At 62.7% G+C, this 23,266-nt stretch carries 25 protein-coding genes, 1 tRNA gene and 1 pseudogene; 15 read left to right on the top strand and 12 right to left on the bottom strand.

From position 1 onward, the window contains the following. Window positions 1-136 precede the first annotated feature (136 nt). The 3 genes from selA to DMX11_RS15100 all read left to right on the top strand — a co-directional run bounded on the left by selA (window position 137) and on the right by DMX11_RS15100 (window position 3,585). On the top strand, window positions 137-1,564 hold the full coding sequence (gene selA, locus DMX11_RS15110; protein WP_110745250.1) for an L-seryl-tRNA(Sec) selenium transferase: 1,428 nt from the start codon (window positions 137-139) through the stop codon (window positions 1,562-1,564). Then, on the top strand, window positions 1,561-3,483 hold the full coding sequence (gene selB / locus DMX11_RS15105; protein ID WP_110745266.1) for a selenocysteine-specific translation elongation factor: 1,923 nt from the start codon (window positions 1,561-1,563) through the stop codon (window positions 3,481-3,483). Before selA ends, selB begins: the two co-directional genes overlap by 4 nt. Before the next feature lie 6 nt (window positions 3,484-3,489). After that, window positions 3,490-3,585 (top strand) — tRNA-Sec (locus tag DMX11_RS15100). A gap of 34 nt (window positions 3,586-3,619) precedes the next feature. Here the strand turns inward: DMX11_RS15100 and DMX11_RS15095 are convergent. Together DMX11_RS15095 and DMX11_RS15090 are read right to left on the bottom strand one after the other, a co-directional pair. After that, entirely contained in the window at window positions 3,620-4,609 is a 990-nt protein-coding gene (locus tag DMX11_RS15095) for an asparaginase (protein WP_110745249.1), read from the bottom strand. Window positions 4,610-4,678: 69 nt separating this feature from the next. Continuing rightward, on the bottom strand, window positions 4,679-6,121 hold the full coding sequence (locus DMX11_RS15090) for a sodium:alanine symporter family protein (RefSeq protein ID WP_110745248.1): 1,443 nt from the start codon (window positions 6,119-6,121) through the stop codon (window positions 4,679-4,681). Window positions 6,122-6,298: 177 nt separating this feature from the next. On the opposite strand from DMX11_RS15090, the gene DMX11_RS15085 reads away from it, so the two are divergent. Next, window positions 6,299-7,108, top strand: a complete 810-nt coding sequence (locus tag DMX11_RS15085; RefSeq protein ID WP_110745247.1) for a helix-turn-helix transcriptional regulator — start codon at window positions 6,299-6,301, stop codon at window positions 7,106-7,108. An 11-nt stretch (window positions 7,109-7,119) separates the two neighbouring features. On the opposite strand, the gene DMX11_RS15080 is transcribed toward DMX11_RS15085, so the two are convergent. Together DMX11_RS15080 and DMX11_RS15075 are read right to left on the bottom strand one after the other, a co-directional pair. Then, window positions 7,120-7,965, bottom strand: coding sequence for an alpha/beta hydrolase (locus DMX11_RS15080; RefSeq protein ID WP_110745246.1), 846 nt, complete (start codon window positions 7,963-7,965; stop codon window positions 7,120-7,122). 8 nt (window positions 7,966-7,973) lie between these two features. Further along, window positions 7,974-8,387: pseudogene (locus tag DMX11_RS15075) on the bottom strand (TSUP family transporter); the annotation flags it as partial. A gap of 289 nt (window positions 8,388-8,676) precedes the next feature. On the opposite strand from DMX11_RS15075, the gene DMX11_RS15070 reads away from it, so the two are divergent. Both DMX11_RS15070 and DMX11_RS15065 read left to right on the top strand, forming a co-directional pair. Then, window positions 8,677-9,561 (top strand): sugar nucleotide-binding protein, encoded by an 885-nt coding sequence (locus tag DMX11_RS15070; protein ID WP_110745245.1) that lies wholly within the window; start codon window positions 8,677-8,679, stop codon window positions 9,559-9,561. Further along, a complete protein-coding gene (locus DMX11_RS15065; protein WP_110745244.1) occupies window positions 9,554-10,486 on the top strand; it encodes an NAD-dependent epimerase/dehydratase family protein in 933 nt (310 codons plus the stop codon). The genes DMX11_RS15070 and DMX11_RS15065 overlap by 8 nt, the downstream gene beginning before the upstream one ends. Window positions 10,487-10,598: 112 nt before the next feature. Here DMX11_RS15065 and DMX11_RS15060 read toward each other — a convergent pair whose 3' ends face one another. The 5 genes from DMX11_RS15060 to DMX11_RS15040 form a co-directional block, all read right to left on the bottom strand. Further along, window positions 10,599-11,282, bottom strand: coding sequence for an OmpW family protein (locus DMX11_RS15060; protein ID WP_016497769.1), 684 nt, complete (start codon window positions 11,280-11,282; stop codon window positions 10,599-10,601). Between the two features lie 109 nt (window positions 11,283-11,391). Beyond that, complete coding sequence (locus tag DMX11_RS15055; RefSeq protein WP_110745243.1) at window positions 11,392-11,904, bottom strand: DUF3299 domain-containing protein; 513 nt, start codon at window positions 11,902-11,904, stop codon at window positions 11,392-11,394. 63 nt (window positions 11,905-11,967) lie between these two features. Then, window positions 11,968-13,233 (bottom strand): ABC transporter permease, encoded by a 1,266-nt coding sequence (locus tag DMX11_RS15050; protein ID WP_110745242.1) that lies wholly within the window; start codon window positions 13,231-13,233, stop codon window positions 11,968-11,970. Next, a complete protein-coding gene (locus DMX11_RS15045; RefSeq protein WP_110745241.1) occupies window positions 13,233-13,943 on the bottom strand; it encodes an ABC transporter ATP-binding protein in 711 nt (236 codons plus the stop codon). The genes DMX11_RS15050 and DMX11_RS15045 overlap by 1 nt, the downstream gene beginning before the upstream one ends. Window position 13,944: 1 nt before the next feature. After that, the gene (locus tag DMX11_RS15040; protein ID WP_110745240.1) at window positions 13,945-14,520 is read right to left on the bottom strand and encodes a DUF2796 domain-containing protein; all 576 of its coding nucleotides are present in this window, start codon (window positions 14,518-14,520) and stop codon (window positions 13,945-13,947) included. A 129-nt stretch (window positions 14,521-14,649) separates the two neighbouring features. Between DMX11_RS15040 and DMX11_RS15035 the strand changes: the two genes are divergently transcribed. The 3 genes from DMX11_RS15035 to DMX11_RS25870 all read left to right on the top strand — a co-directional run bounded on the left by DMX11_RS15035 (window position 14,650) and on the right by DMX11_RS25870 (window position 16,524). Continuing rightward, entirely contained in the window at window positions 14,650-15,009 is a 360-nt protein-coding gene (locus DMX11_RS15035; RefSeq protein WP_110745265.1) for a hypothetical protein, read from the top strand. A gap of 77 nt (window positions 15,010-15,086) precedes the next feature. Then, window positions 15,087-15,638 carry a hypothetical protein gene (locus DMX11_RS15030; protein WP_110745239.1) on the top strand — a complete coding sequence of 184 codons (552 nt, stop codon included), beginning with the start codon at window positions 15,087-15,089 and terminating at the stop codon, window positions 15,636-15,638. Next, window positions 15,604-16,524: a hypothetical protein gene (locus tag DMX11_RS25870; protein WP_146230362.1), complete on the top strand. Its 921-nt coding sequence runs from the start codon at window positions 15,604-15,606 to the stop codon at window positions 16,522-16,524. The genes DMX11_RS15030 and DMX11_RS25870 overlap by 35 nt, the downstream gene beginning before the upstream one ends. A gap of 137 nt (window positions 16,525-16,661) precedes the next feature. Here DMX11_RS25870 and trxA read toward each other — a convergent pair whose 3' ends face one another. Genes trxA through DMX11_RS15015 form a run of 3 tightly spaced genes read right to left on the bottom strand, consistent with a single transcriptional unit; the run spans window position 16,662 to window position 18,678 of the window. Continuing rightward, the gene (gene trxA, locus DMX11_RS15025) at window positions 16,662-17,534 is read right to left on the bottom strand and encodes a thioredoxin (RefSeq protein ID WP_110745238.1); all 873 of its coding nucleotides are present in this window, start codon (window positions 17,532-17,534) and stop codon (window positions 16,662-16,664) included. 31 nt (window positions 17,535-17,565) lie between these two features. After that, on the bottom strand, window positions 17,566-18,225 hold the full coding sequence (locus DMX11_RS15020; RefSeq protein WP_110745237.1) for a methyltransferase: 660 nt from the start codon (window positions 18,223-18,225) through the stop codon (window positions 17,566-17,568). Beyond that, complete coding sequence (locus DMX11_RS15015; protein ID WP_110745236.1) at window positions 18,226-18,678, bottom strand: YbaY family lipoprotein; 453 nt, start codon at window positions 18,676-18,678, stop codon at window positions 18,226-18,228. A gap of 106 nt (window positions 18,679-18,784) precedes the next feature. Here DMX11_RS15015 and nrdR point away from each other — a divergent pair, with 106 nt between their 5' ends. The 6 genes from nrdR (at window position 18,785) to nusB (ending at window position 23,265) form a co-directional block, all read left to right on the top strand. Beyond that, on the top strand, window positions 18,785-19,249 hold the full coding sequence (gene nrdR / locus DMX11_RS15010) for a transcriptional regulator NrdR (protein WP_003255402.1): 465 nt from the start codon (window positions 18,785-18,787) through the stop codon (window positions 19,247-19,249). A gap of 2 nt (window positions 19,250-19,251) precedes the next feature. Beyond that, the gene (gene ribD, locus DMX11_RS15005) at window positions 19,252-20,382 is read left to right on the top strand and encodes a bifunctional diaminohydroxyphosphoribosylaminopyrimidine deaminase/5-amino-6-(5-phosphoribosylamino)uracil reductase RibD (RefSeq protein WP_110745235.1); all 1,131 of its coding nucleotides are present in this window, start codon (window positions 19,252-19,254) and stop codon (window positions 20,380-20,382) included. Window positions 20,383-20,424: 42 nt separating this feature from the next. Continuing rightward, entirely contained in the window at window positions 20,425-21,090 is a 666-nt protein-coding gene (locus DMX11_RS15000; RefSeq protein WP_110745234.1) for a riboflavin synthase, read from the top strand. A gap of 18 nt (window positions 21,091-21,108) precedes the next feature. After that, on the top strand, window positions 21,109-22,200 hold the full coding sequence (ribBA, locus tag DMX11_RS14995; protein WP_016484697.1) for a bifunctional 3,4-dihydroxy-2-butanone-4-phosphate synthase/GTP cyclohydrolase II: 1,092 nt from the start codon (window positions 21,109-21,111) through the stop codon (window positions 22,198-22,200). A 91-nt stretch (window positions 22,201-22,291) separates the two neighbouring features. After that, window positions 22,292-22,768 (top strand): 6,7-dimethyl-8-ribityllumazine synthase, encoded by a 477-nt coding sequence (gene ribE / locus DMX11_RS14990; protein WP_003255395.1) that lies wholly within the window; start codon window positions 22,292-22,294, stop codon window positions 22,766-22,768. After that, window positions 22,765-23,265 (top strand): transcription antitermination factor NusB, encoded by a 501-nt coding sequence (gene nusB, locus DMX11_RS14985; protein WP_110745233.1) that lies wholly within the window; start codon window positions 22,765-22,767, stop codon window positions 23,263-23,265. The genes ribE and nusB overlap by 4 nt, the downstream gene beginning before the upstream one ends. Window position 23,266 lies beyond the last annotated feature (1 nt).

Raw genomic sequence — 23,266 nt, 5'->3', positions numbered from 1 at the left:
CCGAGTCGCCTTGTTCGCGGGTAAACCCGCTCCCACAAAGACCTGCAGGCCTCAAGACTTGCAGACGATCCTGTGCGAGTGGGCATGGCCGCGAAAGGGCCGGAACAGACAACGGATCAGTCCAAGGTAGTACCGCATGTCCAACAGCCTCGCCAGCGACATCCCACGCTTGCCCTCCATCGACACCCTCCTGCGCCACCCGGCCTGCCTTCCCCTGATAGACCGCCATGGCCGCGAAGCAGTCCTGGCCACCCTGCGCCAGCTACTCGACGACCTGCGTGAACCGGTGCGTAATGGCGAACTCGACTGTGCCGAGCTGGCCCCGGAAGTTCTCCTTGGCCGTTGCGGTGAACGTCTCGTCGTCCAGCAACGCAGCCATGTCCGCCGCGTCTTCAACCTCACCGGCACCGTGCTGCATACCAACCTCGGCCGTGCCTTGCTGCCGGAGGAGGCCATCGAGGCCATGCAGACTGCCGCTCGCTACCCGCTCAACCTGGAGTTCGACCTGGCCAGCGGCAAGCGCGGCGACCGCGACGACCTGATCGAAGGGCTGATCCGTGAGCTGACCGGCGCCGAAGCCGTCACCGTGGTCAACAACAATGCCGCTGCCGTGCTGTTGGCGCTCAACAGTCTTGGCGCGCGCAAGGAGGGCATCATCTCCCGCGGCGAGCTGATCGAGATTGGCGGCGCCTTTCGCATCCCTGACATCATGGCCCGCGCCGGTGTGAAGTTGCACGAAATCGGCACCACCAACCGCACCCATGCCCGTGACTACGAAGCCGCCATCGGCCCGCGCACCGGCCTGCTGATGCGTGTGCATTGCAGCAACTACAGCATTCAGGGTTTCACCACCCAGGTGCCCACCGCCGAGCTGGCGCGCATCGCCCACCAGCACGACCTGCCGCTGCTCGAAGACCTCGGCAGCGGTAGCCTGCTCGACCTCACCCGCTGGGGCCTGCCCGCCGAGCCGACGGTGCGCCAAGCCCTGGCAGATGGCGCCGATATTGTCACCTTCAGCGGCGACAAGCTGCTGGGTGGGCCACAAGCCGGGATCATCGTCGGCCGCAAGGCGCTGATCGCCAGGATCAAGAAGAACCCACTCAAGCGTGCACTGCGCGTCGACAAGATCACCCTTGCGGCACTGGAGGCGGTGTTGGCGCTGTACCGCAACCCGGATCGCTTGGCCGAGCGCCTGCCCAGCTTGCGCCTGCTGACCAGAAGCCAGGTCGAGATCCAGGCCCAGGCCGAGCGCCTGATGCCCGAAATGCAGGCATGTCTTGGCGAGCAATGGGCCGTCAGCGTAGAACCTGCGTTGGGCATGATCGGCAGTGGCAGCCAGCCGGTGGCGCGCCTGCCCAGTGCGGCCTTGTGCCTGCGCCCGCAGGTGTCGAAGAAGTTGCGCGGGCGCAGCCTGCATGTGCTGGAGCGAGCCATGCGTGGCCTGCCGGTACCGGTGCTGGGCCGCATCGACGACGATGCCCTATGGCTGGACCTGCGCCAGCTGGATGACGAAGCCCAGTGGCTGGCGCAGTTGCCCGCCCTGCAGTTGGGGCCGGTGCAGTGATCGTAGGTACCGCTGGCCACATCGACCATGGCAAGACCGCACTGCTGAAGGCGCTGACCGGGCAGGCCGGTGACCAGCGCCAGGAGGAGCGCGACCGCGGCATGACCATCGACCTTGGCTACCGCTATGCCGCGCTGAGTGAAGGCGCACCGCTTACCGGCTTTATCGATGTGCCAGGGCACGAGCGGTTTATCCACAACATGCTGGCCGGAGCCCATGGCATCGACCTGGTATTGCTGGTGGTGGCTGCCGACGACGGGGTCATGCCGCAGACCCGCGAGCACCTTGCGATCATCGAGCTGTTGGGCATTCCTCAAGCGCTGGTGGCAATCAGCAAATGCGACCGGGTCGAGCCGGCGCGTCTGGCGGAGGTGCAGTTGCAAGTCAGTGAACTGCTGGCGCCGGGCCCGTATGCCGGAGCGCGGCAGTTTCCCTTGTCGAGCCTCAGCGGGGAAGGCGTCGACGCGTTGCGCCAAGCCTTGCTGGAGGCTGAGAGCACTGTGCGGCAACGCAGCGTGCGCGGCAGTTTTCGCCTGGCTGTCGACCGCGCCTTCGCCGTTACTGGTGCCGGCGTGGTAGTTACCGGCACTGCGCTGGCCGGGCGGGTGAGTGCCGGCGATACCTTGTTGCTGGGCAAGGCCGGCAAAGCGGTGAGGGTGCGCGGCCTGCACGCGCAGAACCAGGCCGCATTGGTGGCTGAAGCCGGCCAACGGGTGGCGCTGAATATCGCTGCCGAACGCTTGGCTGCAGAGCAGGTGCACCGTGGCGACTGGCTGGTATCCGAATGGCTGCATGCGCCCAGCGTGCGGGTGGATATCGAGCTCAACCTGTTGCCGGACGAGCCCCGAACGTTCGAACACTTCAGTGCCGTGCATGTGCACCTGGGCACCCAGGATGTGACGGCCCGGGTTGCTTTGCTGGAAGGCGAAACCCTGACGGCCGGGCGACGCATGTTTGCCCAGTTACTGCTCAACGCGCCGCTGCAGGCAGTGCATGGTGACCGCCTGGTGCTGCGCGACCAGCGTGCCCAGCGCACCTTGGGCGGCGGCAGGGTACTCGACCCATTCGCACCAAGCCGCCAACGCCGTAGCGAAGAGCGTTTGCGCCAGTTGCAGGCGCTGCGCGATGCCGAAGACCTTGAGCAGGCACTGCCGGCACTGCTCGCCAGCGCTCCGGGTGGCCTCGACCCGCAGCGCCTCGAGCGGCAGTTCAATCGCTTGCGCGAAACCTGGCAATTGCCTGAGGACGTGTTGGTGGTGGCCACGCGACAGGGCCAACTGCTGTTCGCCATCGCCCAGTGGCAAGCGCTGAAGCAGCAGGTGCTGGAGCAGCTGGCGCGTTTTCATGAGCAGGAGCCCGATCAACTAGGACCGGATCGTGACCGCCTGCGTCGCTTTGCTGCCTTGCCTCTGGAGAGGCCAGCATTCGTCAGCCTGCTGGATGAGCTGCTTGATGAAAGCCTCATTGCCAGCAGCGGGCCTTGGCTGCATTTGCCCGATCACAAGGTACAGTTGAGCGAGGCTGACAGCGCCATGTGGGCGCGTTTGCAGCCGAAGTTGCTGGCGGGGCAATACGATCCGCCTTGGGTCAGAACATTGGCCAGTGAGGAAAACTGTGCTGAAGCCGATGTGCGCCTGCTGCTGCGCAAGCTTGCCCGGCTGGGCATGGTGCATCAGGTGGTACGCGACTTGTTCTACCCCGAGGCGACGCTACAGCGCATGGCAGAGCTGCTGCTGGGGCAGGCCAGGGACACGCCGATAGTGCAGGTTGCCGCGTTTCGCGATATGTTGGGCATCGGTCGCAAGCGCAGTGTGCAGATTCTGGAATACTTCGACCGCATCGGCCTGACCCGCAGGGTGGCCGACCAGCGTCACATCCGCGCCGACAGCGCCCTGGCCCAGCAGCAGGCCAGGCACTGAGTTCAAGGAAGGCAATCGCGCCCGGTGGCGCGGCCGGGCTTCAAACCCGGTTGGGGACGGCAGCCGTTCCCGGGCAGGTTCGACTCCCGCTGCCTTCCGCCATTTTTACCCGCAAAGAAAGCCTCAAGGGTGAACCCTAAGCCCGCTCGCCGCACAGATCCAGCGCAAACCACTGTTCTGCGGCATCTACATCCAGCCCAGCTCCCAGCAACGCGAGCATCTTGCCCAGCGCCGCCTCGCGGGTCATGCCACCACCGCTGACCAGCCCAGCGCCACGCAGTCGGTTACCTGCGGCATAGGTATCGAACACCACCGAGCCTTCAGGGCATTGGCTGATCGCCGCCAGGAGCACACCGCGCTGACGCGCCGCACGCAACACCTCCAGCAACGGCAAGTCGTCCGACGGCCCGGTACCGCTGCCATAGCACTCCAGCAGCAAGCCTTGCACACCACTGTCCAGCACACCTTGCAGGTGCCCGGCCTGCAAGCCTGGGAATACCGGCAATACAGCCAGGTTGACCGGCTGACGTGGCTGCTTGTAGCCAAGCTCGGCGGGGATTGCCTCGGCCCGCTCACTGCCGCGATGGCGCGGCAGTGCAACGAACGCATCGAACGCCTCGCTTCGCAGTTTCGAAGCCCGGCAGCCATGCAGCAACTGACCATGGAAGTACAGCTGCACGCCATCTTCCACGCCTTGTTCGAACTGGCGCAGCGCACCACACAGGTTGGGCCAGGCATCGCTGCCAGGGGCGCCGGCCGGCAACATCGAGCCGGTAATCAGCACCGGTGCTGGCAGGCCCAGCAGCAGGAACGACAATGCCGCTGCACTGTAGGCCATGCTGTCGGTGCCATGCAGCACCAGCACGCCATCATGGCCAGCCACATCCACTGCGGTGACGATGGCATCGCGCATCGCCAGCCAGTTGTGCTGTTGCATGTTGGCGCTGTCGAGCAGCGGGTTCAGCTCTTGCAGGGTCCATTGCACCTGGGGCGCATCGGCCATCTGGGCGAAGTGTTCACGCATTCGCGCTTCGAAGCCACCGGCCGGCGCCAGGCCTTCGGGGGTTTCGAGCATGCCGATGGTGCCACCGGTATAGAGAACGAGAAGATTCTTGACTGCACGCATGGAAAGCATCCGTAGCGGTGAGCGGAGAAAAGCCGCCCACGGACGGGGCGGCTTGGGCAGGGGAGGATATCAGCGCTGCGGCTGAGCTTGGCCAACGGCTTTGTCAGCGGCTGTTTCCACCTGCGGGTTGGCAGGCCAGGCGTTGCGATCCAGGTCCAGGTCGGCGAACTTGGTCGAGTCGAACACGGGTTGCTGGACGCCGGCCTTGCGCTGGTCGTCGTAGTCGCGCATTACCCGCAGACCCACCTTGAACAGCAGGGCCAGGGCTATCAGGTTGACGAACGCCAGGCAGGTCATGGTGATGTCGGCGAAGGCGAACACGGTCGACAGGTCCTGCATCGAACCCCATACCACCAGTGCCAGTACCAGGCCACGGAACACCATCAGCACCACGCGGTTGCGGCTGAGGAACTGCAGGCTGTTTTCGCCCAGGTAGTAGTTGTAGAGGATGCAGGTGAACACGAACAGCGACAGCGCCACGCTGACGAACACACGGCCCCAGTCACCGACCACGGCGGCCAGCGAGTTCTGGGTCAGGACAATTCCGTCACCTTCAAAGCCTGGGGTGTAGAAGCCCGACAGCAAGATCAGCAGTGCGGTGCAGGTGCAGATCACGAAGGTGTCGAGGAACACGCTGAACGCCTGGACCACGCCCTGCGCGCCAGGGTGTTTCACGGCCGCCACGGCGGCGACGTTCGGTGCACTGCCCAGGCCTGCTTCGTTGGCGAACACACCACGCTTCACACCCATGACGATGGCGCTGCCGAGCAGGCCGCCGAAGGCTGGGTCGAGGCCGAAGGCGCTCTTGAAGATGGTTTCCAGCATGGCCGGCACGTGTTCGATCTGGGTGCCGATCACATACAGGGTCACGCCAATGTAGGCCAGGGTCTTGACCGGTACCAGCAGGTCCGACACTGCAGCGATGCGCTTGATGCCACCGATGAAGGTGACAGCCAGCAGCACGGCCAGAACGAGACCGGTGTGGCTTGGGGCAAAGTCAAAGGCGTTCTGCAGCGAGTGGGTCACGGTGTACGACTGCAGGCCGATGAAGGCGAAGCCGTAGGTGACCAGCAGCAAGATCGAGAACACGATGGCCATGCTTTTCAGCTTCAGGCCGTGCTGGATGTAGTAGGCCGGGCCGCCACGGTACAGGCCGTCGCCATCAGCGCGTTTGTACACCTGGGCCAGGGTACATTCGAAGAAGCTGCTGGACATGCCGACCAGTGCGGTGACCCACATCCAGAACACCGCACCTGGGCCACCCAGGGTGACTGCGATACCGACACCGGCGATGTTGCCGGCGCCCACGCGGCCGGCCAGGCTCAGCATAAGGGCCTGGAAGGAGCTCAGCTGGCCTGCCTGGCCACGCAGCGATTCCTTGAATACAGCGAACATGTGGCCGAAATGGCGGAACTGGACGAAGCGGGAGCGGATGGTGAAATAGCTACCCAGCCCTACGATCAGCACGATGAGGAGTTTCCCGGAAAGGAAATCGTTGAGTACTTCGAGCATTGGAAAATGACCTCGATTCTTATTCTTCGTGTGGAAAGACCAGCGGACGGCAGGCGCACCGCTATTCGTTGGGCGCATGGTTGGCCATGACAAGAGAGGTTACAATTTCGCGGATTGCTCTGACTTGATGCGACCTGATGCTACAATGGCGTCATTCGCGTCACCTGGATTCCTGACATGAGCGATCATTTCGCTACCAATCTGAAACTGGCCTGCAGCCACTACCGCTCTATTTCCGAAGTTTGCCGCCAGCTTTCGATCAACCGGGCACAGTTCAACAAGTACCTGAGCGGGCAGAGCCGTCCGACGGCTTTCAACCTCAAACGCATCGGCGATTTCTTCGGCGTCGAAGATTACGAGCTGAACCTGCCAGCCGATCAGTTCGCCCGCCTGATCGGTGCCCGCGTGTCGACGCTGACCGAGCAGCCCAGCGATCCAATCAGCGAGCTGTTCCGCCCGCTGCATGAGCACGCCGGTAACTTGTCGCGCTATTGCGGTTACTACTTCGAGTATTCCAACTGCATGTCGGTACCGGGCACGATCCTGGTGTCGCTGGTGCACCTGTGGGAAGAGCGCGGCCGCTTCCTGTTCGAGCGCCAGGAGCGTCAAGAGCGTTCCAGCGCTACCGACCAGCATGCCGAAGTCCGTTGCCGCTACCTGGGCGCGGCATTCCAGCTGCAGGACCGAGTGTTCCTCATCGACTATGAGTCGCTGACCTTCAACGAGATGAGTCAGACCATTCTCATTCCCAGCTTCAAAAGCCGCATCACCCGCCTGAACGGGCTGAAGGCCGGTGTCTCCAGCGGCGACCGGCGCAACCCGGCCTGTACCCGGGTGGTGTGGGAGTACCTGGGCGAGGAGATCAATCGCATCAATGCCTACCGGCAGGTGAAACTGTACCGGCCGGATGATCCTCGTATAGATGACGATGTGCGCGAGCGGTTGAGCGTGGGGCCGTTGCGCAATGGTCTGTTCGAGATCGAGTAATGCTAAACGCCTTAAGCACTGTCGAGGATGAACGATACTACTGCGTCCGCAACCTGGTCCGCTATTGTTGGAGTACTGCGCAAATGAGCTGCGATGCCATGGTCGCAGTCGGTAAGAAACAGGCATTGCAAACGCGCCGCTGAAACTGCTCGCATCAAGGCGAGGGTAACTTCTTCAGGAATCGGGCTGTAGCGTTCAGTGCCAGCAAGCCACAAATTGCCAGCGCTGGTGCCGGGGCCTTTGCCGAATCTCTGGGAGTTGAGCCCGTCGTACTCGCCGATCACCATCAATACTCTTCCACGAAACTGGTTGAGGAAGGTGTAGCTATCGCTCTCCAGAAAACCGAAAGGCTTGTTGATGGCGGCAGTGAATGCCGGGCCGAACGGCGCCTGGTGGGCATCGTCTGGATAAACTGCAGGGCAGATCAATACGATGCTGTCCACTTGTGGCAACTGTGCTGCAAGCTTAAGCGTAATTGCCGCGCCAAGGCTGTGGCCGATGAGCGTTCGGCATCGAGGCGCGATATGCGCGTGGAAACGCTTTGCTTCATCAAGGTTCGTAGCCAGTGACGGCGCCATTGCGCCTGGCTCGCTGGCGAGGCTATGACCTGACAGATTGCCAGTGAGTGAACCAATGCCTGCGGTTTGCAGGCGATAAAGCAGTGGGTTGAGCCGGGTAAAGTCCGAACGCGCGCCCCCCAAAACGAATGCGGGGGCTGCGCGCTCGATATCAGGTAACAGCAATCGCGCCTGTTGCTGGTAGTTTTCAAAGACTTCATTGATGAACAGCTCTTTGCCCGGGGCGGGCTCGTCAAACTGCCACTTCACGCGCTGCGGGGAAGCCTTTTGAATGTGCATGGTGCTCTCTAGAAGAACTGGTTGAGCCATTCGCCGAGCGGGTTGCCGGTATCGAGCAGCAGTTTGAGTGCCATGATGCAGCAGCCGCTGACCAGCAGCGGTTTTATGAGGCGTGAGCCGAAGCGTACTGCGCAGCGTGCCCCCAATTGCGCGCCCAGAAAGGCGGCGAGCGCCATTGCCAGCGCCAGCGGCCAGATGATCGCCCTTCTTAGAGAAAAGACTGACAATGCGCCTAGGTTACAGGCTGCGTTCAAAAGCTTGCTGGTGCATACGGCTTGAATGAGGTGCTGGCCCAAGAGGACCACGCAGGCCAGCATGAAGAACGAGCCGACTCCAGGGCCGAAGATGCCGTCATAAAAGCCAATGATTGGTGCAGCCGTCACGCAGAATAGGCTAGTCGATACCTTCGCCTTGCGCGCTTGAATCCAGGTAGGCAGCTTCCGTATGAGGCATTGAACAGTCCTTGTCGTTTTTGTGTGAAACTCCCTGGCTGGCAAGTGGGGAGTCGACTATTCAATGGCGTTATGCCGTGATGTGGTAGTCAGCCCATGCCTCGTATGTCGTAGGAAATTTCTGTCTGCGGCGGTATTGAGCGGTGAAACTGTGGAATCGCGCCCTGTGGCATCGAACGGGTCCGGTGTTGGACTTCCCGGGCAGGAAACCGCAAAATGGCCCCTTTCCTTCAACAACCTCTCCGGATCTGCTGACTCTATGCGTATGCGCCTAATGCTGTTGGGTGGTGGCAATGCCCTCGGGCAAGCGCTGATTCGTCTTGGGGCCGAGGAGGACATCGCATTTCTGGCGCCGCGCCCGCCCGAGAATGGCTGGACGCCGTCCAGCCTTACGCAGTTGCTCGACGACCACCGCCCCGACGCCCTGGTCAATCTGGCCTATTATTTCGACTGGTTCCAGGCCGAGTCGGTCAGCGAGCCGCGCCTGGCGCTACAGGAGCGGGCGGTGGAACGGCTGGCAGAGCTGTGCCAGCACCATCAGATCACCCTGGTGCAGCCTTCCAGCTACCGGGTGTTTGATGGGGCGCGAGCCACGGCCTACAGCGAGAAAGACGAGCCCGTGCCGTTGGGCTTGCGTGGTCAGGCGCTGTGGCGCATCGAGCAGAGCGTGCGCGCGGCCTGCCCGCAGCATGTGCTGCTGCGCTTTGGCTGGTTGCTCGACGAAAGCATCGATGGCTCGCTGGGCCGTTTCCTGACACGTGCCGAGCAACCGCAGGAATTGCTGTTGGCCGATGACCGGCGTGGCAACCCTACCCCGGTCGACGATGCCGCTCGGGTGATCCTGTCGGTGCTCAAGCAACTCGACTGCAGTGCGCCGCTGTGGGGCACCTACCATTACGCCGGCAACGAGGCGACTACGCCGCTGGCGCTGGGCCAGGCGATTCTCGCCGAGGCCGGTCAGTACCGCCAACTGGCGGTGCAGGCACCCACCCCGCAGGCCCATGCCGCGCGCCCGGACGCCAGCGAAGAGCCACAGCACGCGGTATTGGCCTGCAAGAAAATCCTTCATACCTTCGGCATCAAGCCGCGTGCCTGGCGCGCGGGCTTGCCGCCTCTACTGGACCGGTTCTACCGCCATGGCTGACGCCCCCATCCTGATCACCGGCGGTGCCGGCTTCATTGGCTCCCACCTGTGCGATGCGTTGTTGGACAAAGGCTACGCCGTACGCATTCTCGACGACTTCTCCACCGGCCGGCGAAGCAATCTGCAGGTCGACCACCCACGGCTGGAACTGATCGAAGGTGATGTTGCCGATGCAGGGCTGGTCACTCAGGCGGCGGCTGGCTGCCGTGCTGTGGTGCATCTGGCAGCGGTAGCGTCGGTTCAGGCCTCGGTCGAAGACCCGGTGCGTACCCACCAGAGTAACTTCATCGGTACCCTCAACGTTTGCGAAGCCATGCGCGTGCATGGCCTGCGTCGGGTGCTGTTTGCCTCCAGCGCAGCGGTGTACGGCAACAATGGTGAAGGGGAGTCGATTGCCGAAGACACGCCCAAGGCGCCGTTGACCCCTTATGCCGTGGACAAGCTGGCCAGTGAGCAGTACCTGGACTTCTACCGTCGCCAGCATGGCCTGGAGCCGGTGGTGTTTCGCTTCTTCAATATCTTCGGGCCACGGCAGGACCCTTCCTCACCGTATTCCGGGGTGATCAGCATCTTCTGCGAGCGCGCTGTGCAGGGCTTGCCGATTACAGTGTTCGGTGACGGCGAGCAGACCCGTGACTTCCTTTACGTGGGCGACCTGGTGCAGGTGATGGTGCAGGCACTGGAGCAGCCGCAGGTTGAGGAGGGGGCGGTGAACATCGGGCTGAACCAGGCGACCTCACTGAACCAGTTGCTGGCTGCGCTGGAGAAGGTTGTGGGGAGCTTGCCAGCGATCAGCTATGCGGCGGCGCGATCGGGTGATATCCGCCATTCGCGAGCGGAGAACCAGCGCCTGCTGGCGCGGTTCGATTTTCCGCAGGCGACGCCGATGGTCGAGGGTTTGGCGCGGCTGCTGGGCAAAAGCTGATTCCCATTGGGGCGCTCTGCGCCCTGGCCATGGCGATCAGCGCGGCGGCTTTTGGCTGCTGGCTATGGCCGCAGAAAACAAGGGCGGCCGAAGCCGCCCTGCAGTGTGCCGCTCAGAACTTGTAGCCGAGGCCGACCATGTACACCCATGGGTCGACGTCGACGTCGACCTTGGTCTTGCTATAGCCCAGCGCAGTCGGGCCGTTGACGCTGGCCTTGGTGTCGATGTCGACGTACCAGACCGAAGCGTTGACCAGCAGGTTTTCGGTGAGCATGTAGTCCATACCCAGCTGGCCGGCGATGCCGACAGAGTCCTGCAGCTTCAGGTTGCTGAAGCCTTGCTGCTTGCGGGCGCTGCTCAAGTCTTCATCGAAGAACAAGGTGTAGTTGATGCCGACACCGGCATATGGCTGGAACCTGGAGTTCGGCTCCATCGGGTAGTACTGCAGCGACAGTGTCGGCGGCAGTTGCTTGATGTCGGCCAGCTTGCCGTCCAGGCCGCCGCCCAGGCCCTTGACGCCGACGGTGTGCTTGAACGGGGTGGCTGCCAGCAGTTCCAGGCCGATGTGGTCGGTGAGCATGTAGGCGAAGGTCAAGCCCAGCTGGGTGTCGCTATCCAGAGTCGCCTTGGTGCCCGAAACCTTGTTGCCGTCGAATTTCAGGTCGCCACTGCTTTCGTTCGGTGCGGTGGTGATGGCACCAGCGCGCAGGATCATGTCTCCGGCCTGGTAGGCATGGGCGGCAGGGGCGGCGAGCGCAAGGGCCACAAGTGAGGCGCCGAGCAAGGACTTGTTCATGGAAGCTCCCAAAGGACGTGAGTAATCGAGTAGTCCAATGGTACGGAGCCGTCTAAACGGATTGTTTGACCCAGCTCAAAGAAGCGTCGTTACAAATTCGAAGCGGTTCTCATTTCAGCTCATAAACGTATATTTTCTCCGCTTCCATCTGGTAGCCGGCATCGGCTAGCTCGCTGCTGGAGGCTCTAACCTGCATCTTTCCTTCAATCCAGTAAGGCTGGTAAAGGTCTTCGACGCGCACACCCATTTCGCTGAAAATGTGCACGATCTGGTTCGACGGCGGCGGTGGTACGTGGATGCACGCGCCGTAGTAGGGGACAAGCAAGAACTCCGTGGTGCGGCCTTCTTCGCTGACTTCCAGCGGCACGATGTAGCCGGGCAGCTTGATTTGCTGGCCGTCGAGGCTTTGCACCACAGGCGCATCAGGCGCCTGTTGGCGTGCGGCAGGCGCGGACTCGGCAGACAAGGCGTTGCTGAGCTGCGACATGTCGTGCAGCGGGGTGAGTTGCGGCGGGATGACCGGTGCACCTTCAGGGATCAGCGCGGGCCAGTCCAGCTCCTTGGGCTCGGCGGCCCATAGAGGCATGGCTGCCAGCAACAGCAGGGCCAGCAGCATATGCATTGCCGGCCTCTTCGCGGGCGTGCCCGCGAAGCAGGTGGTGAGGTGTCTGATCATTCCGCGTACTCAGAGGTGGATGGACAGGCCATCGGCCAGCGACTGCCGATAAGCCCGCCACGCCGGCACGCTGCCCATCAGCAACGCCGCCCCCAGGATGATAGCCAGCAAGGTCCACTCATGCGCGCTCGGCAGTGCCAGGGGCAGATACAAACCGTAGTTGGCCTGCACATACCCCTGCGCCAGGGCGATCCCTGCATAGAGCAAACCCAGCCCGGCGAAAATGCCGACAGCCGCCAGCGACAGCGCCTCCAGTACCAGCAGCCCGGCGATATGCCACGGCCGGGCCCCGACCGAACGTAGTATCGCCATCTCCCGGCGGCGCTCGTTGAGGCTGGTGAGAATCGCCGTAAGCATCCCGATCAAGCCCGTCAGCACCACGAACAGCGACACCACGAACAGCGCCTGCTCCGCGGTGCCCATCAAGCTCCACAACTCCTGCAAGGCCACGCCAGGCAGGATCGCCAGCAATGGCTCACTGCGATACTCGTTGATCTCCCGCTGCAGGCTGAAGGTGGCGATCTTGTTGTTCAGGCCCAGCATGAACGCGGTAATGGCGGCAGGTTGCAGGTCCATCGTACGCGCCTGATCGGCGCTGATCCGCCCGGCACCGCGGGCCGGTACACCGTTGTGCCAGTCAATATGGATCGCCTCCATGCCGGCCAGGCTGATATGCAGGGTGCGGTCGACGGGGGTGCCGGTGCGCTTGAGTACGCCGACGACGGTAAACGGCTTGTCGTCGTGCTTGACCAGACTGATTGCGGCCACACCGTGGGCCAGCACCAGCTTGTCACCCAGCTTGTAGTGCAATGCCTCGGCCACTTCGGCGCCGAGCACTACCTCGAACGGGTCGTTGGCAAACTCACGCCCTTGGCTCAGTTCCAGATGCTGGCGGCGGCCGTACTGGTAGCGGCTGAAGTAATCTGTGGTGGTGCCCATCACTCTGTAGCCGCGGTGCGAGTCGCCCAGCGAGATCGGAATTGCCCACTTCACCCGTGGGTCGTGTGCATAGTGCTGGAAGCTGTCCCAGCGGATGTTGTTGGTGGCGTTGCCGATGCGGAACACCGAATACAGCAACAGGTTCACCGAGCCAGAGCGCGCACCGACGATCAGGTCGGTACCACTGATGGTGCTGGCGAAGCTGGCACGAGCCTCGGTACGAACCCGCTCCACAGCCAGCAGCAGGCACACCGACAGGGCGATGGCGAAGGCCGTGAGGCAGGCGGTAAAGCGGCGATTGGCCAGGCTGGCCAAGGCAAGGCGGAGTAGGTACATCAGGCCTCCCGGGGCTTGGCGGCACGGTTGAGTTCAGCCAGGGACAGGTGGCGGTCGAACAGCGGCGCCAGGCTCTGGTCGTGGCTGACGAACAGCAGGCTGGAACCGGCGGCGCGGCATTCGGCGAACAGCAGGTGGATGAACGCTTCGCGGGTATCGGCATCCAGCGCCGAGGTCGGCTCGTCGGCAATCACAAGTTCGGGCTGGCCGATCAGTGCGCGGGCAGCGGCAACCCGCTGCTGCTGGCCGATCGAAAGGCTGTCGGCGCGGCGCGCGAGCAGCGCCGGATCGCCCAGCCCCAGGTGCGCCAACAACGTGCTGGCGGCCTGGTCGACACTGCCATGGCGCTGCTCGGCGCGGGCCTTGCGGCTGTTCGAGAAACGGCAGGGTAGCTCGACGTTCTCACGCACTGACAGGAACGGCAGCAGGTTGAACTGCTGGAAGATGTACCCGGTGTGGTCGACCCGGAAGCGGTCACGGGCGCCTTGGCCAAGGCTGCCAAGATCCTGGCCGAGCAAATGGATGCTGCCCTGATCGGGTACGGTTACCCCGCCCAGCAAACCTAGCAGCGTGGTCTTGCCACTGCCGCTGGGGCCTTTCAGGAACAACGCTTCGCCGGCATCCAGGCGGAACGCCGGAATATCCAGCAGCGGCGCCTGGCGGGGCCAGGCGAACACCAGGTCCTGCAGTTCAATCAACGCCTGGCTCATTTCAGAAGGCGACCACAGCCTTGGCTGGCGAGGTCTCGACGCCTTTCTGGCCATTCGGGCCGATCAGTTGCACATTGATTTTCTGCGTGGCCGGGAAGGTCTTGTACAGCGGGGTGAGGTCGATCTGGGCCAGTTTTTCCGGGGTGGCGCAGGTCAGCTGGTAGTGGGCATTGATGTCGCTGTGCACGTGGCCTTTCTCATGTTCGTCACCGTCGTCGTCCGCTTTGGCGGCGTCACCGAACAGCGGGCTTTCCAGTTCCTGCTGGTCTTCCTTGCAGCCTGCGGCCGCCGCGAGGCCGAACAGCTTCAAGGGTTGTTCCAGTTGCTGGCGCACGGCGGCGACCTTGGCCTTGTCGGCATCGCTGCTGGCGGCATGCTCGAAGCCGACCAGGTTCATGGCCGGGCTGTCCAGTTCCAGCTCCAGGGTATTGCCATCGAGCACGGCGTTGAGCTTGGCCACGCCATGCTCATGGGCGCCGAGGGTCCCATGGGCGTGATCGTGATCATGGTCATCGTGGGCATGGGCCACGGCCAGTGGCAGCAAGGCGAGGGACAGGGCGAGTAGCAGGCGACGCATGGACAACTCCGAGGCGGGCTGTAAGATTTAGTTATGTTATAACAAGTTTTCTGCCGGCCGCCAGCCTGGGTGGTGCAGGTTTCATGTTCCTGTAGCATGGGGGCATTGACCTTGTTCAAAGGATGCATCGTGAGAATTCGTGGACAGATTGGTGACTGGCCGGTGGACCTGACCATTGAGCTGGCGCCTGAAGAGTGGGCGCAGCTGGGGCGAGAAGTGCCGAAACAGGAAGTGACTGCAGAAGCAACCCCGATGATCACCGGTGCGCCTGGTCAGGAAGATGGGCAGTGGGCACGCGCGCGTGAGCTACTGCGGCAGGCTGGGCACCTCAGAGGCCCCCAGTTGCTGGAGCAACTGGAGGCGCTGGTAGGTAGTGTCGGCGCGGGTAAACGACTGTTGGTCAGGCTGCGACATAGTCCGGATGTGAGGGTGGAGAGCGCCGGTGATGCGCCGGTTTACCATTGGGTTGGCCCAGGCAAGGCCAACTGACCTGTCATTTTTGCCAGTTGCGCAGTATTGACGTGCTGGTACAAGTTACCAGCACGTCAATATCACCGGTGGCCAAAGTGGATATCAACGAAGTCGTAAGTGGAGAAACGCTCTCCGGTGTAGACAACCTCTACGGCTGGCCTTTCATACTGTTTTTCAATAGGGTTGAGTTCAATCGATATTGGAATGCTCATGTGCTTGCGCCGCAAGGCCTAGGGTTCACCGCAGCGAATATCGAGTTTGAAATCAAAACGTCAACGCAAACGACAGGGTTCTATCGCTGCGCCTTGGGGCCGTCAAGATTGCAGATGCTTGGCGGTGAAGGCCGGCCAGCCCGGCTGGTGGTTAGGCGGAAAATCCTTTCGTGCGTGAATCTTCACCTGTACCGATCACTAGGTGCGCCTAAAAGAATGGTTACCGAAGTGCGGCACATCCTGGAGGAGCAGGGCATTGAGCTTTGCCTGGAAATAGACATCGATTCCAACGTCGGTGTATATGAAAGTGAGGGTGGGGTAACACTAGGATGGGCTAACAACCCCGTATTCTATCTTTCCAGTACGTATGACGGCTCGCTCCGTGATGAGCTGGGGGGCGTTGCCCTATGCCCTGTATTTCAGGGGGCGTGCTGATTCCGATAAATTCATCCAGTTGGATCGAATCCATCCACTGAGCGATAATGTACTCAAGCCCCTGCATTTCCAGCTTCGCTCAGTAGACCCAGAGTCGACGTGGATTGCTCTGCATCCTTTGATTGAGCGGAACGGTAGCGGTGTGTTTCCGAATACCTATCCGCCTATTCCTGAATCAAGGGCAGGGGTGTCCATCCTCCTTGATTCGAGACGTTACTCATCACTGAACGAGCAAGATGTCCATGACTGCCCCAGCCTTTTGCTCCCAGCGGGGCTAATGCGTGGTGGGGCCTGGCAGTGGGATGGCGCCATCGTGAAGAGCGCCTATCAGCCTCAAACGAATGTGCGCACACTCGCACAGCCCGAAGTTGAAGGTGAGCATTTTGGCCTTACCCCCTTGGTGCGGGTAATAAATGGCAGTGACACAGTAACGCTAAAACTTTTGCCCAGTGGTGCCATCGATCAGCCGCCCCTCTGGTGGAGTCAATACGACGGGCGGGTAGATCCAGAGGGTTGGGCGTGTACGTTCATACCCCGCAACTGGCTACTAAGCAGCAATCATGGCGACGCTGAATCTGCGGAGCAGGAAACCCGTGGTATCGAGCGGGTCTGCGAATATTGCGTGGTTCAGGCGAGCGTGCCATCCAGTAACTTTACGTCCACGATTGTCGTCCTGCGAGGCGCGCCGAGCGGTTATTTTCGTGCGGCGCTGTGGGGGGGGGTTATAAGTTTGAAGTTGTGCTATCAAGTAGGTAACGAAGAAGTTGCAGTCCCTTTGAGCAATATTTCATGGAATGGACATAACTGCTTTATCACTGGCGGCGGCACGATAGAGCCCTTTGGAGATGCCCTATTGTATGGTACGGGCGCACGATACACGGAATGAGCATATCTGGGCAGTGCTGGTCTTACCCGTCCCGCTTGTTGATGCGGAAACTGTTTTACGCTTTGGTATTGCCTGAGGTATGTAGAACCCGTTGAAGCGGCTGCCTGATGCCAGGCAGTCGCCCCCGGTGCCGGTTGTCAATACATTGCAGCGAACAGCTTGCGGCGGTAGGCATTGACCAGCGGGTGATCGTTACCCAGCAATTCGAATACCTGCAACAACGCCTTCTGCGGCAACCCATTCTCGTAGTTTCGATTACGCTGGAACAGCTTCAGCAGGCTGTCCAGAGCTGGCTCGTACTGCTGGCGTGCCAGTTGCTGAATGCTCAGCTGATAGGTCGCCTCATCATCCTGCGGGTTTTGCGCCAGGCGGCTTTTCAGGTCGGCCACTTCCGGTAGGCTGGCAGCCTGGCGCAGGAAGGTCAGCTGGGCCTTGGCGCCGGCCAGCGCGGCCTTGTGCTCATCCGTCTTGACGGCATCCAGCACCACTTGGGCTTCGCCCAGCTCCCCACGCTCGGCCAGGCAGCGGGCGTACAGAATCAGCGCCTCGGCATTGTTGTTGTCTTCACCCAGCAGTGCCTGCAGCAGGGCTTCGGCCTCGGCAAAGCGGCTTTCGGCAAACAGCGACTTGGCTTGCTCCAGTGGCGAAGCAGTGGGGGCGGCGGGCAGTTGCACGTGCGGCTCGAGCATGGCGCGGATCGCTGATTCCGGCTGTGCTCCGGCAAAACCGTCGACCGGCTGGCCATCCTTGAACAGCACCACGGTCGGCAGGCTGCGTATGCCGAACTGGGCTACCACTTGCTGCTCGATGTCGCAGTTGATCTTGGCCAGCAGCAGCTCGCCCTGGTAACCCTCGGCGATCTTCGCCAGCAACGGCATCAGTGCCTTGCACGGCGCGCACCACTCGGCCCAGAAGTCCACCAGCACCGGCTTGTGGAAGGAGTTTTCGATCACCAGCTGTTGGAAGGTGGCATCGGTGGCATCGAAGATGTACGGCGTTTCCTGACTCATCGCGACTCTCGCAAATCCGTGAATAGCACCACTATAAAGGCTCGCGACTGGCGTGGTACAGGCTGACCCGGCGGAATTCGTGCGGCTCGGCCAGGTCTGGCAGGGTCAGCGCCTCGAGCACGCCCAGTTGCTGGTACAGCGGGTGACGGAAATCGCGTACCCGTGAATCGGCGACCAGCGCCTGGCGCCCACGGCCAAGAAAGGCATCCAGCAGCGGCAGGTTGGCGCGGTCGTACAGCACATCGGCAACCAGGATCAGATCGAAACGGTCATCTTCGGCGAAGAAATCCTCGCTGTAGCTCAGTTCCACACCGTTCAGTTGAGCGTTCGCACGGCAGGCATCGAGTGCCAGTGGGTCAAGGTCGCAGGCCACTACCTCCAACGCACCCGCGCGCGCTGCAGCAATGCCGGCGATACCCGAGCCGGCGCCGAAGTCCAGCACCCGCTTGCCGGCTACCCATTCCGGGCGCTCAGCCAAGTAGCGGGCCATGGCCAGGCCACTGGCCCAGCAGAAGCTCCAGTAAGGCGGGTCCTCAAGAATGCGCCGGGTTTCTTCGCTGCTGAAGGCGCGGTCCATGTTCTGGTCGTCGATCAGCCACAACTTCAGGTCGCAGTCGGGCAGTTCGCTGACGACCAGGCGCGCTTCGCCGATCAGGCCGCTGAGCGCCTGTTGCAGGGCCAGCGGTACCATTTAAGGCGCCTTCTCGAAACGCAGTGGGCCGGTTGCCTGGCTCTGCGCCTGGATAATGCGCACCGGTTGCAGGTGCATGATCAGCTGGCCGGACCTGCTGGCGCGGCCACGCAGTTCGACCCGGGCACCAGCCGGGAAGGCTTCGGGGTTGAAGCGCAGCTGGTAAGGCAGGGCCTGGCCAGTACCGATGAGGTTGCTGCTGGCCAGAAGGCGTTGCGGGCGATCGCGTTCGTCGATGACCAACAAGGCCAGCTCCACGTCGGCCCCGGCGGGGATTTCCAGCAAGGTGCCGCTGAGCTCGCGCTGATAAGCCGGCAGTGGGCCCAGTACGTCGGCCTGCTTGGGCGAGCGGGCAGGCGTGGGTGTCGGCAGGTTTTCGGTCTTCGGCCTGTCGCTGCCACAGGCGGTGAGCAGGGCGGCGCAGCACAGCACGACGAGCGCTCGGTAGTGCATTGGGTAGTCCTTCACGGGCAGATTTCCCATGGATGTTAACCCCTTTGGCTTGTCTTGCCAGTGCAATGCGCTACCATGGCCCTCCCTTTTTTTGTTGCCTGCCACCATGCACTGTCCCTTTTGCGGTGCCAACGACACCAAGGTCATCGACTCTCGCCTCGTCGCCGAGGGCGAGCAGGTGCGCCGCCGCCGCGAATGCGTGGCGTGTGGCGAGCGCTTCACCACCTTCGAAACCGCCGAACTGGTGCTGCCACGGCTGATCAAGCAGGACGGCACGCGCCAGCCCTTCGACGAAGAAAAGCTGCGTGCCGGCATGCAGCGGGCGCTGGAAAAGCGCCCGGTCAGCGTCGAGCGCCTGGAAGCGGCGCTGGCGCACATCAAGAGCCGGCTGCGCGCTACGGGTGAGCGCGAAGTGAAATCGCTGGTGGTGGGTGAGATGGTCATGGCCGAGCTGCGCAAACTCGACGAAGTGGCCTATATCCGCTTTGCCTCGGTGTACCGGCGCTTCCAGGACCTCGACGAGTTCCGCGAAGAAATCGACCGCCTGGCCCGTGAGCCAGCTAAAGAGTGAACATGCCCAGCCAAGCCGCCGTCCTTGACGCCCACTACATGGCCCGTGCGCTGGAGCTGGCGCGCAAAGGCCTGTACACCACCCACCCGAACCCGCGCGTAGGCTGTGTGATCGTGCGTGATGGCGAGGTGGTTGGCGAAGGCTGGCACGTACGCGCCGGCGAGCCGCATGCCGAAGTGCATGCCCTGCGCCAGGCCGGCGAGCGTGCCCGCGGCGCCTGTGCCTACGTCACCCTGGAGCCGTGCAGCCATCATGGCCGCACGCCGCCGTGTGCCGAAGCGCTGGTCAAGGCCGGCGTGGCGCGTGTAGTCGCTGCCATGCAGGACCCTAATCCGCAAGTGGCGGGGCGGGGCCTGCGGCGCATTGCCGAAGCCGGAATCGAGGTCGCCAGCGGGGTGCTCGAAGCCGAGGCCCGCGCCCTCAACCCGGGCTTCCTCAAGCGCATGGAGCACGGCCTGCCGTTCGTCCGCGCCAAGCTGGCCATGAGCCTGGACGGCCGCACCGCCATGGCCAGTGGTGAAAGCCAGTGGATCACCGGCCCGGCCGCCCGCTCGGCGGTACAGCGCCTGCGCGCCCGTTCCAGCGTGGTGTTGACCAGCGCCACCAGCGTGCTGGCCGACAACGCGCGCATGACCGTGCGTGGCGCCGAGCTGGGCCTGGATGCCGAAACCACCGCCTTGGCCCTCAGCCGCACCCCGCTGCGGGTGCTGGTCGACAGCCGCCTGCGCCTGCCACTGGCTGCGCCATTTTTCCAGGCCGGTCCGGCACTGGTGGTGACCGCTGTCGCAGATGACCCGCGCTATGCCGCTGCCGGCCACGAACTGCTCAGCTTGCCGGGCGACAATGGCCAGGTCGACCTTGCGGCGCTGCTGCAGGCCCTGGCCGCCCGCGGCGTAAACGAAATCCTGCTGGAGGCTGGTGCCGGTCTGGTCGGTGCCTTTGCCCGCCTGGGCCTGGTCGATGAGTTCCAGCTGTTCGTCGCCGGCACCTTCCTTGGCTCCCATGCCCGCCCATTGCTGGACTGGCCACTGGAAAAAATGAGCGAGGCCCCGCGGCTGAAAATTACCGAAATGCGCGCAGTGGGCGATGACTGGCGGGTCACGGCCATCCCCCTGCCGGCACCCGGCGTATAATGCCGGGCTTGCCCCGCGCAATCCGTTTTTGAGGAAGACCCCATGTTCACCGGCATCATCGAATCCATCGGCACCATCCGTAGCCTGACCCCCAAGGGTGGCGACGTGCGCGTCTACGTCGAAACCGGCAAGCTCGACCTGGGGGACGTCAAGCTCGGCGACAGCATCGCTGTCAACGGCGTGTGCCTGACTGCCGTGGAGCTGCCTGGCGACGGTTTCTGGGCCGACGTCAGCGTCGAAACCCTCAAGCGCACTGCCTTCATCGACCTCAAGGGCGGCAGCAAGGTCAACCTGGAAAAGGCCCTGACCCCCACCACCCGCCTGGGCGGGCACCTGGTCAGCGGCCACGTCGATGGCGTCGGCGAAATCATCTCGCGCAGCGATAACGCCCGCGCCATCCAGTTCCGTGTGCGTGCACCGAAGGAACTGGCCAAGTACATCGCCCACAAGGGTTCGATCACCGTCGACGGCACCAGCCTGACGGTCAATGAGGTCAATGGCGCCGAATTCGAGCTGACCATTGTCCCGCACACCCTGTCCGAAACCATCATGGCCGACTACCGCGCAGGGCGTCGGGTAAACCTTGAGGTCGACCTGCTGGCCCGTTATCTGGAGCGCTTGCTGCTGGGTGACAAGGCCGCCGAGCCGAGCAAGGGCAGTGGCATTACCGAAAGCTTCCTGGCCGCCAACGGCTTCTTGAAATCCTGATTGAGAAGGGGGTGCCGCGTGGCGCTCAACAGCATCGAAGAACTGGTCGAAGACATCCGCCAGGGTAAAATGGTCATTCTCATGGATGACGAAGACCGCGAGAACGAAGGCGACATCATCATGGCAGCCGAATGCTGCCTGCCCGAGCACATCAACTTCATGGCCAAGCACGCCCGTGGCCTCATCTGCATGCCGATGACCCGCGAGCGTTGTGAAACCCTGAAGCTGCCGCTGATGGCTCCGCGCAACGGCTCGGGCTTCGGCACCAAGTTCACCGTGTCGATCGAAGCCGCCGAAGGCGTTACCACCGGCATCTCCGCCGCCGACCGCGCCCGCACCGTGCAGGCCGCCGCCGCCAAGGATGCCAAGGCCGAAGACATCGTCAGCCCGGGCCACATCTTCCCGCTGATGGCTCAACCCGGCGGTACCCTGGCCCGCGCCGGCCACACCGAAGCTGCCTGCGATCTGGCGCGCATGGCCGGTTTCGAGCCAAGCGGCGTGATCTGCGAAGTGATGAACGACGACGGCACCATGTCGCGTCGCGCCGAGCTGGAAGTGTTCGCCGCCGAACACGGCCTGAAGATCGGTACCATTGCCGACCTTATCCACTACCGCATGATCCACGAGCGCACCGTGCAGCGTGTGTCCGAGCAGCCGGTAGAAAGTGAACTGGGTGAATTCAATCTGGTGACCTACCGCGACGCGGTCGAAGGCGACGTGCACATGGCCCTGACCCTGGGCAAGATCTGCGCCGAAGAGCCAACCTTGGTGCGCGTGCACAACATGGACCCGCTGCGCGACCTGCTGCTGGTCAAGCAACCGGGCCGCTGGAGCCTGCGCGCGGCGATGGCCGCAGTGGCCGAGGCCGGCAGTGGCGTGGTGTTGCTGCTGGGTCACCCGCTGGACGGCGACGTGCTGCTGGCCCACATCCGCGAAAGCGCGGGCGATGCGCCGGCCAAGGCACCGACTACCTACAGCACCGTTGGTGCCGGTTCGCAGATCCTGCGTGACCTCGGCGTGCGCAAGATGCGCCTGATGAGTTCGCCGATGAAGTTCAACGCGATATCCGGATTCGATCTGGAAGTTGTAGAATACGTGCCCTCCGAGTGACTTGAGGCGGCATTGACGCCCTCTGCTCGAGTCCAGACCCCTGTCGAGGCCGCTTGTATGCGGCCTCGCTCTTGAAGATGAGAATATCGGAATGACCCTGAAGACCATCGAAGGTACCTTCATCGCCCCCAAAGGTCGCTATGCTTTGGTGGTTGGCCGCTTCAACAGCTTCGTTGTCGAAAGCCTGGTAAGCGGTGCCGTCGACGCCCTGGTTCGCCACGGTGTCAGCGAAAGCGACATCACCATCATTCGTGCCCCGGGCGCATTCGAAATCCCGCTGGTAGCACAGAAGGTCGCCCAGCAAGGCGCCTACGACGCGATCATTGCCCTGGGCGCCGTGATCCGTGGCGGTACCCCGCACTTTGAATACGTGGCAGGCGAGTGCACCAAGGGCCTGGCCCAGGTGTCCATGGAGTTCGGTGTTCCGGTGGCCTTCGGCGTACTGACCGTCGACTCCATCGAGCAAGCCATCGAGCGTTCCGGCACCAAGGCCGGCAACAAAGGTGCTGAAGCTGCCCTGTCCGCTCTGGAAATGGTCAGCCTGCTGGCGCAGTTGGAGGCCAAGTGATTAGCGACGAAAGCGATCGTTTCAACCCGCGCGATCCAAAACCTGCGGATGCCGGCAAGCCATCGAAGAGCGCCAAGCGCCGCGAAGCCCGCAAGCTCGCGACTCAGGCCCTCTATCAGTGGCACATGGCCCAGCATTCGCTGAACGAGATCGAAGCGCAGTTCCGGGTCGATAACGATTTTACCGATGTCGACGGTGCCTATTTCCGCGAGATCCTGCATGGGGTTCCGGCAATCAAGGGCGAAATCGACAAGGCGCTGGTGCCCTGCATGGCCATCGCCCTGGATGAGCTCGACCCGGTCGAGCTGGCCGTGCTGCGCCTGTCCACCTGGGAGCTGATCAAGCGCGTCGACGTACCGTACCGCGTGGTGATCAACGAAGGCGTGGAACTGGCCAAAGTCTTCGGTGCAACCGACGGTCACAAGTTCGTCAATGGCGTGCTGGACAAGCTCGCTCCGACCCTGCGTGAAGCAGAAGTCAAGGCGAACAAGCGCTGAT

It is taken from the genome of Pseudomonas sp. LB-090624 (assembly GCF_003205205.1).
GTDB lineage: Bacteria > Pseudomonadota > Gammaproteobacteria > Pseudomonadales > Pseudomonadaceae > Aquipseudomonas.
This window is presented reverse-complemented; position numbering and strand designations above follow the sequence as displayed.

Coding starts and splice junctions, on each gene's coding strand:
- selA (WP_110745250.1), top strand. CDS start 137: ATGTCCAACAGCCTCGCCAGCGACATCCCACGCTTGCCCTCCATCGAC.
- DMX11_RS15095 (WP_110745249.1), bottom strand. CDS start 4,609: ATGCGTGCAGTCAAGAATCTTCTCGTTCTCTATACCGGTGGCACCATC.
- DMX11_RS15090 (WP_110745248.1), bottom strand. CDS start 6,121: ATGCTCGAAGTACTCAACGATTTCCTTTCCGGGAAACTCCTCATCGTG.
- DMX11_RS15085 (WP_110745247.1), top strand. CDS start 6,299: ATGAGCGATCATTTCGCTACCAATCTGAAACTGGCCTGCAGCCACTAC.
- DMX11_RS15080 (WP_110745246.1), bottom strand. CDS start 7,965: ATGCACATTCAAAAGGCTTCCCCGCAGCGCGTGAAGTGGCAGTTTGAC.
- DMX11_RS15070 (WP_110745245.1), top strand. CDS start 8,677: ATGCGTATGCGCCTAATGCTGTTGGGTGGTGGCAATGCCCTCGGGCAA.
- DMX11_RS15065 (WP_110745244.1), top strand. CDS start 9,554: ATGGCTGACGCCCCCATCCTGATCACCGGCGGTGCCGGCTTCATTGGC.
- DMX11_RS15060 (WP_016497769.1), bottom strand. CDS start 11,282: ATGAACAAGTCCTTGCTCGGCGCCTCACTTGTGGCCCTTGCGCTCGCC.
- DMX11_RS15055 (WP_110745243.1), bottom strand. CDS start 11,904: ATGCATATGCTGCTGGCCCTGCTGTTGCTGGCAGCCATGCCTCTATGG.
- DMX11_RS15050 (WP_110745242.1), bottom strand. CDS start 13,233: ATGTACCTACTCCGCCTTGCCTTGGCCAGCCTGGCCAATCGCCGCTTT.
- DMX11_RS15045 (WP_110745241.1), bottom strand. CDS start 13,943: ATGAGCCAGGCGTTGATTGAACTGCAGGACCTGGTGTTCGCCTGGCCC.
- DMX11_RS15040 (WP_110745240.1), bottom strand. CDS start 14,520: ATGCGTCGCCTGCTACTCGCCCTGTCCCTCGCCTTGCTGCCACTGGCC.
- trxA (WP_110745238.1), bottom strand. CDS start 17,534: ATGAGTCAGGAAACGCCGTACATCTTCGATGCCACCGATGCCACCTTC.
- DMX11_RS15020 (WP_110745237.1), bottom strand. CDS start 18,225: ATGGTACCGCTGGCCCTGCAACAGGCGCTCAGCGGCCTGATCGGCGAA.
- DMX11_RS15015 (WP_110745236.1), bottom strand. CDS start 18,678: ATGCACTACCGAGCGCTCGTCGTGCTGTGCTGCGCCGCCCTGCTCACC.
- nrdR (WP_003255402.1), top strand. CDS start 18,785: ATGCACTGTCCCTTTTGCGGTGCCAACGACACCAAGGTCATCGACTCT.
- ribD (WP_110745235.1), top strand. CDS start 19,252: ATGCCCAGCCAAGCCGCCGTCCTTGACGCCCACTACATGGCCCGTGCG.
- DMX11_RS15000 (WP_110745234.1), top strand. CDS start 20,425: ATGTTCACCGGCATCATCGAATCCATCGGCACCATCCGTAGCCTGACC.
- ribE (WP_003255395.1), top strand. CDS start 22,292: ATGACCCTGAAGACCATCGAAGGTACCTTCATCGCCCCCAAAGGTCGC.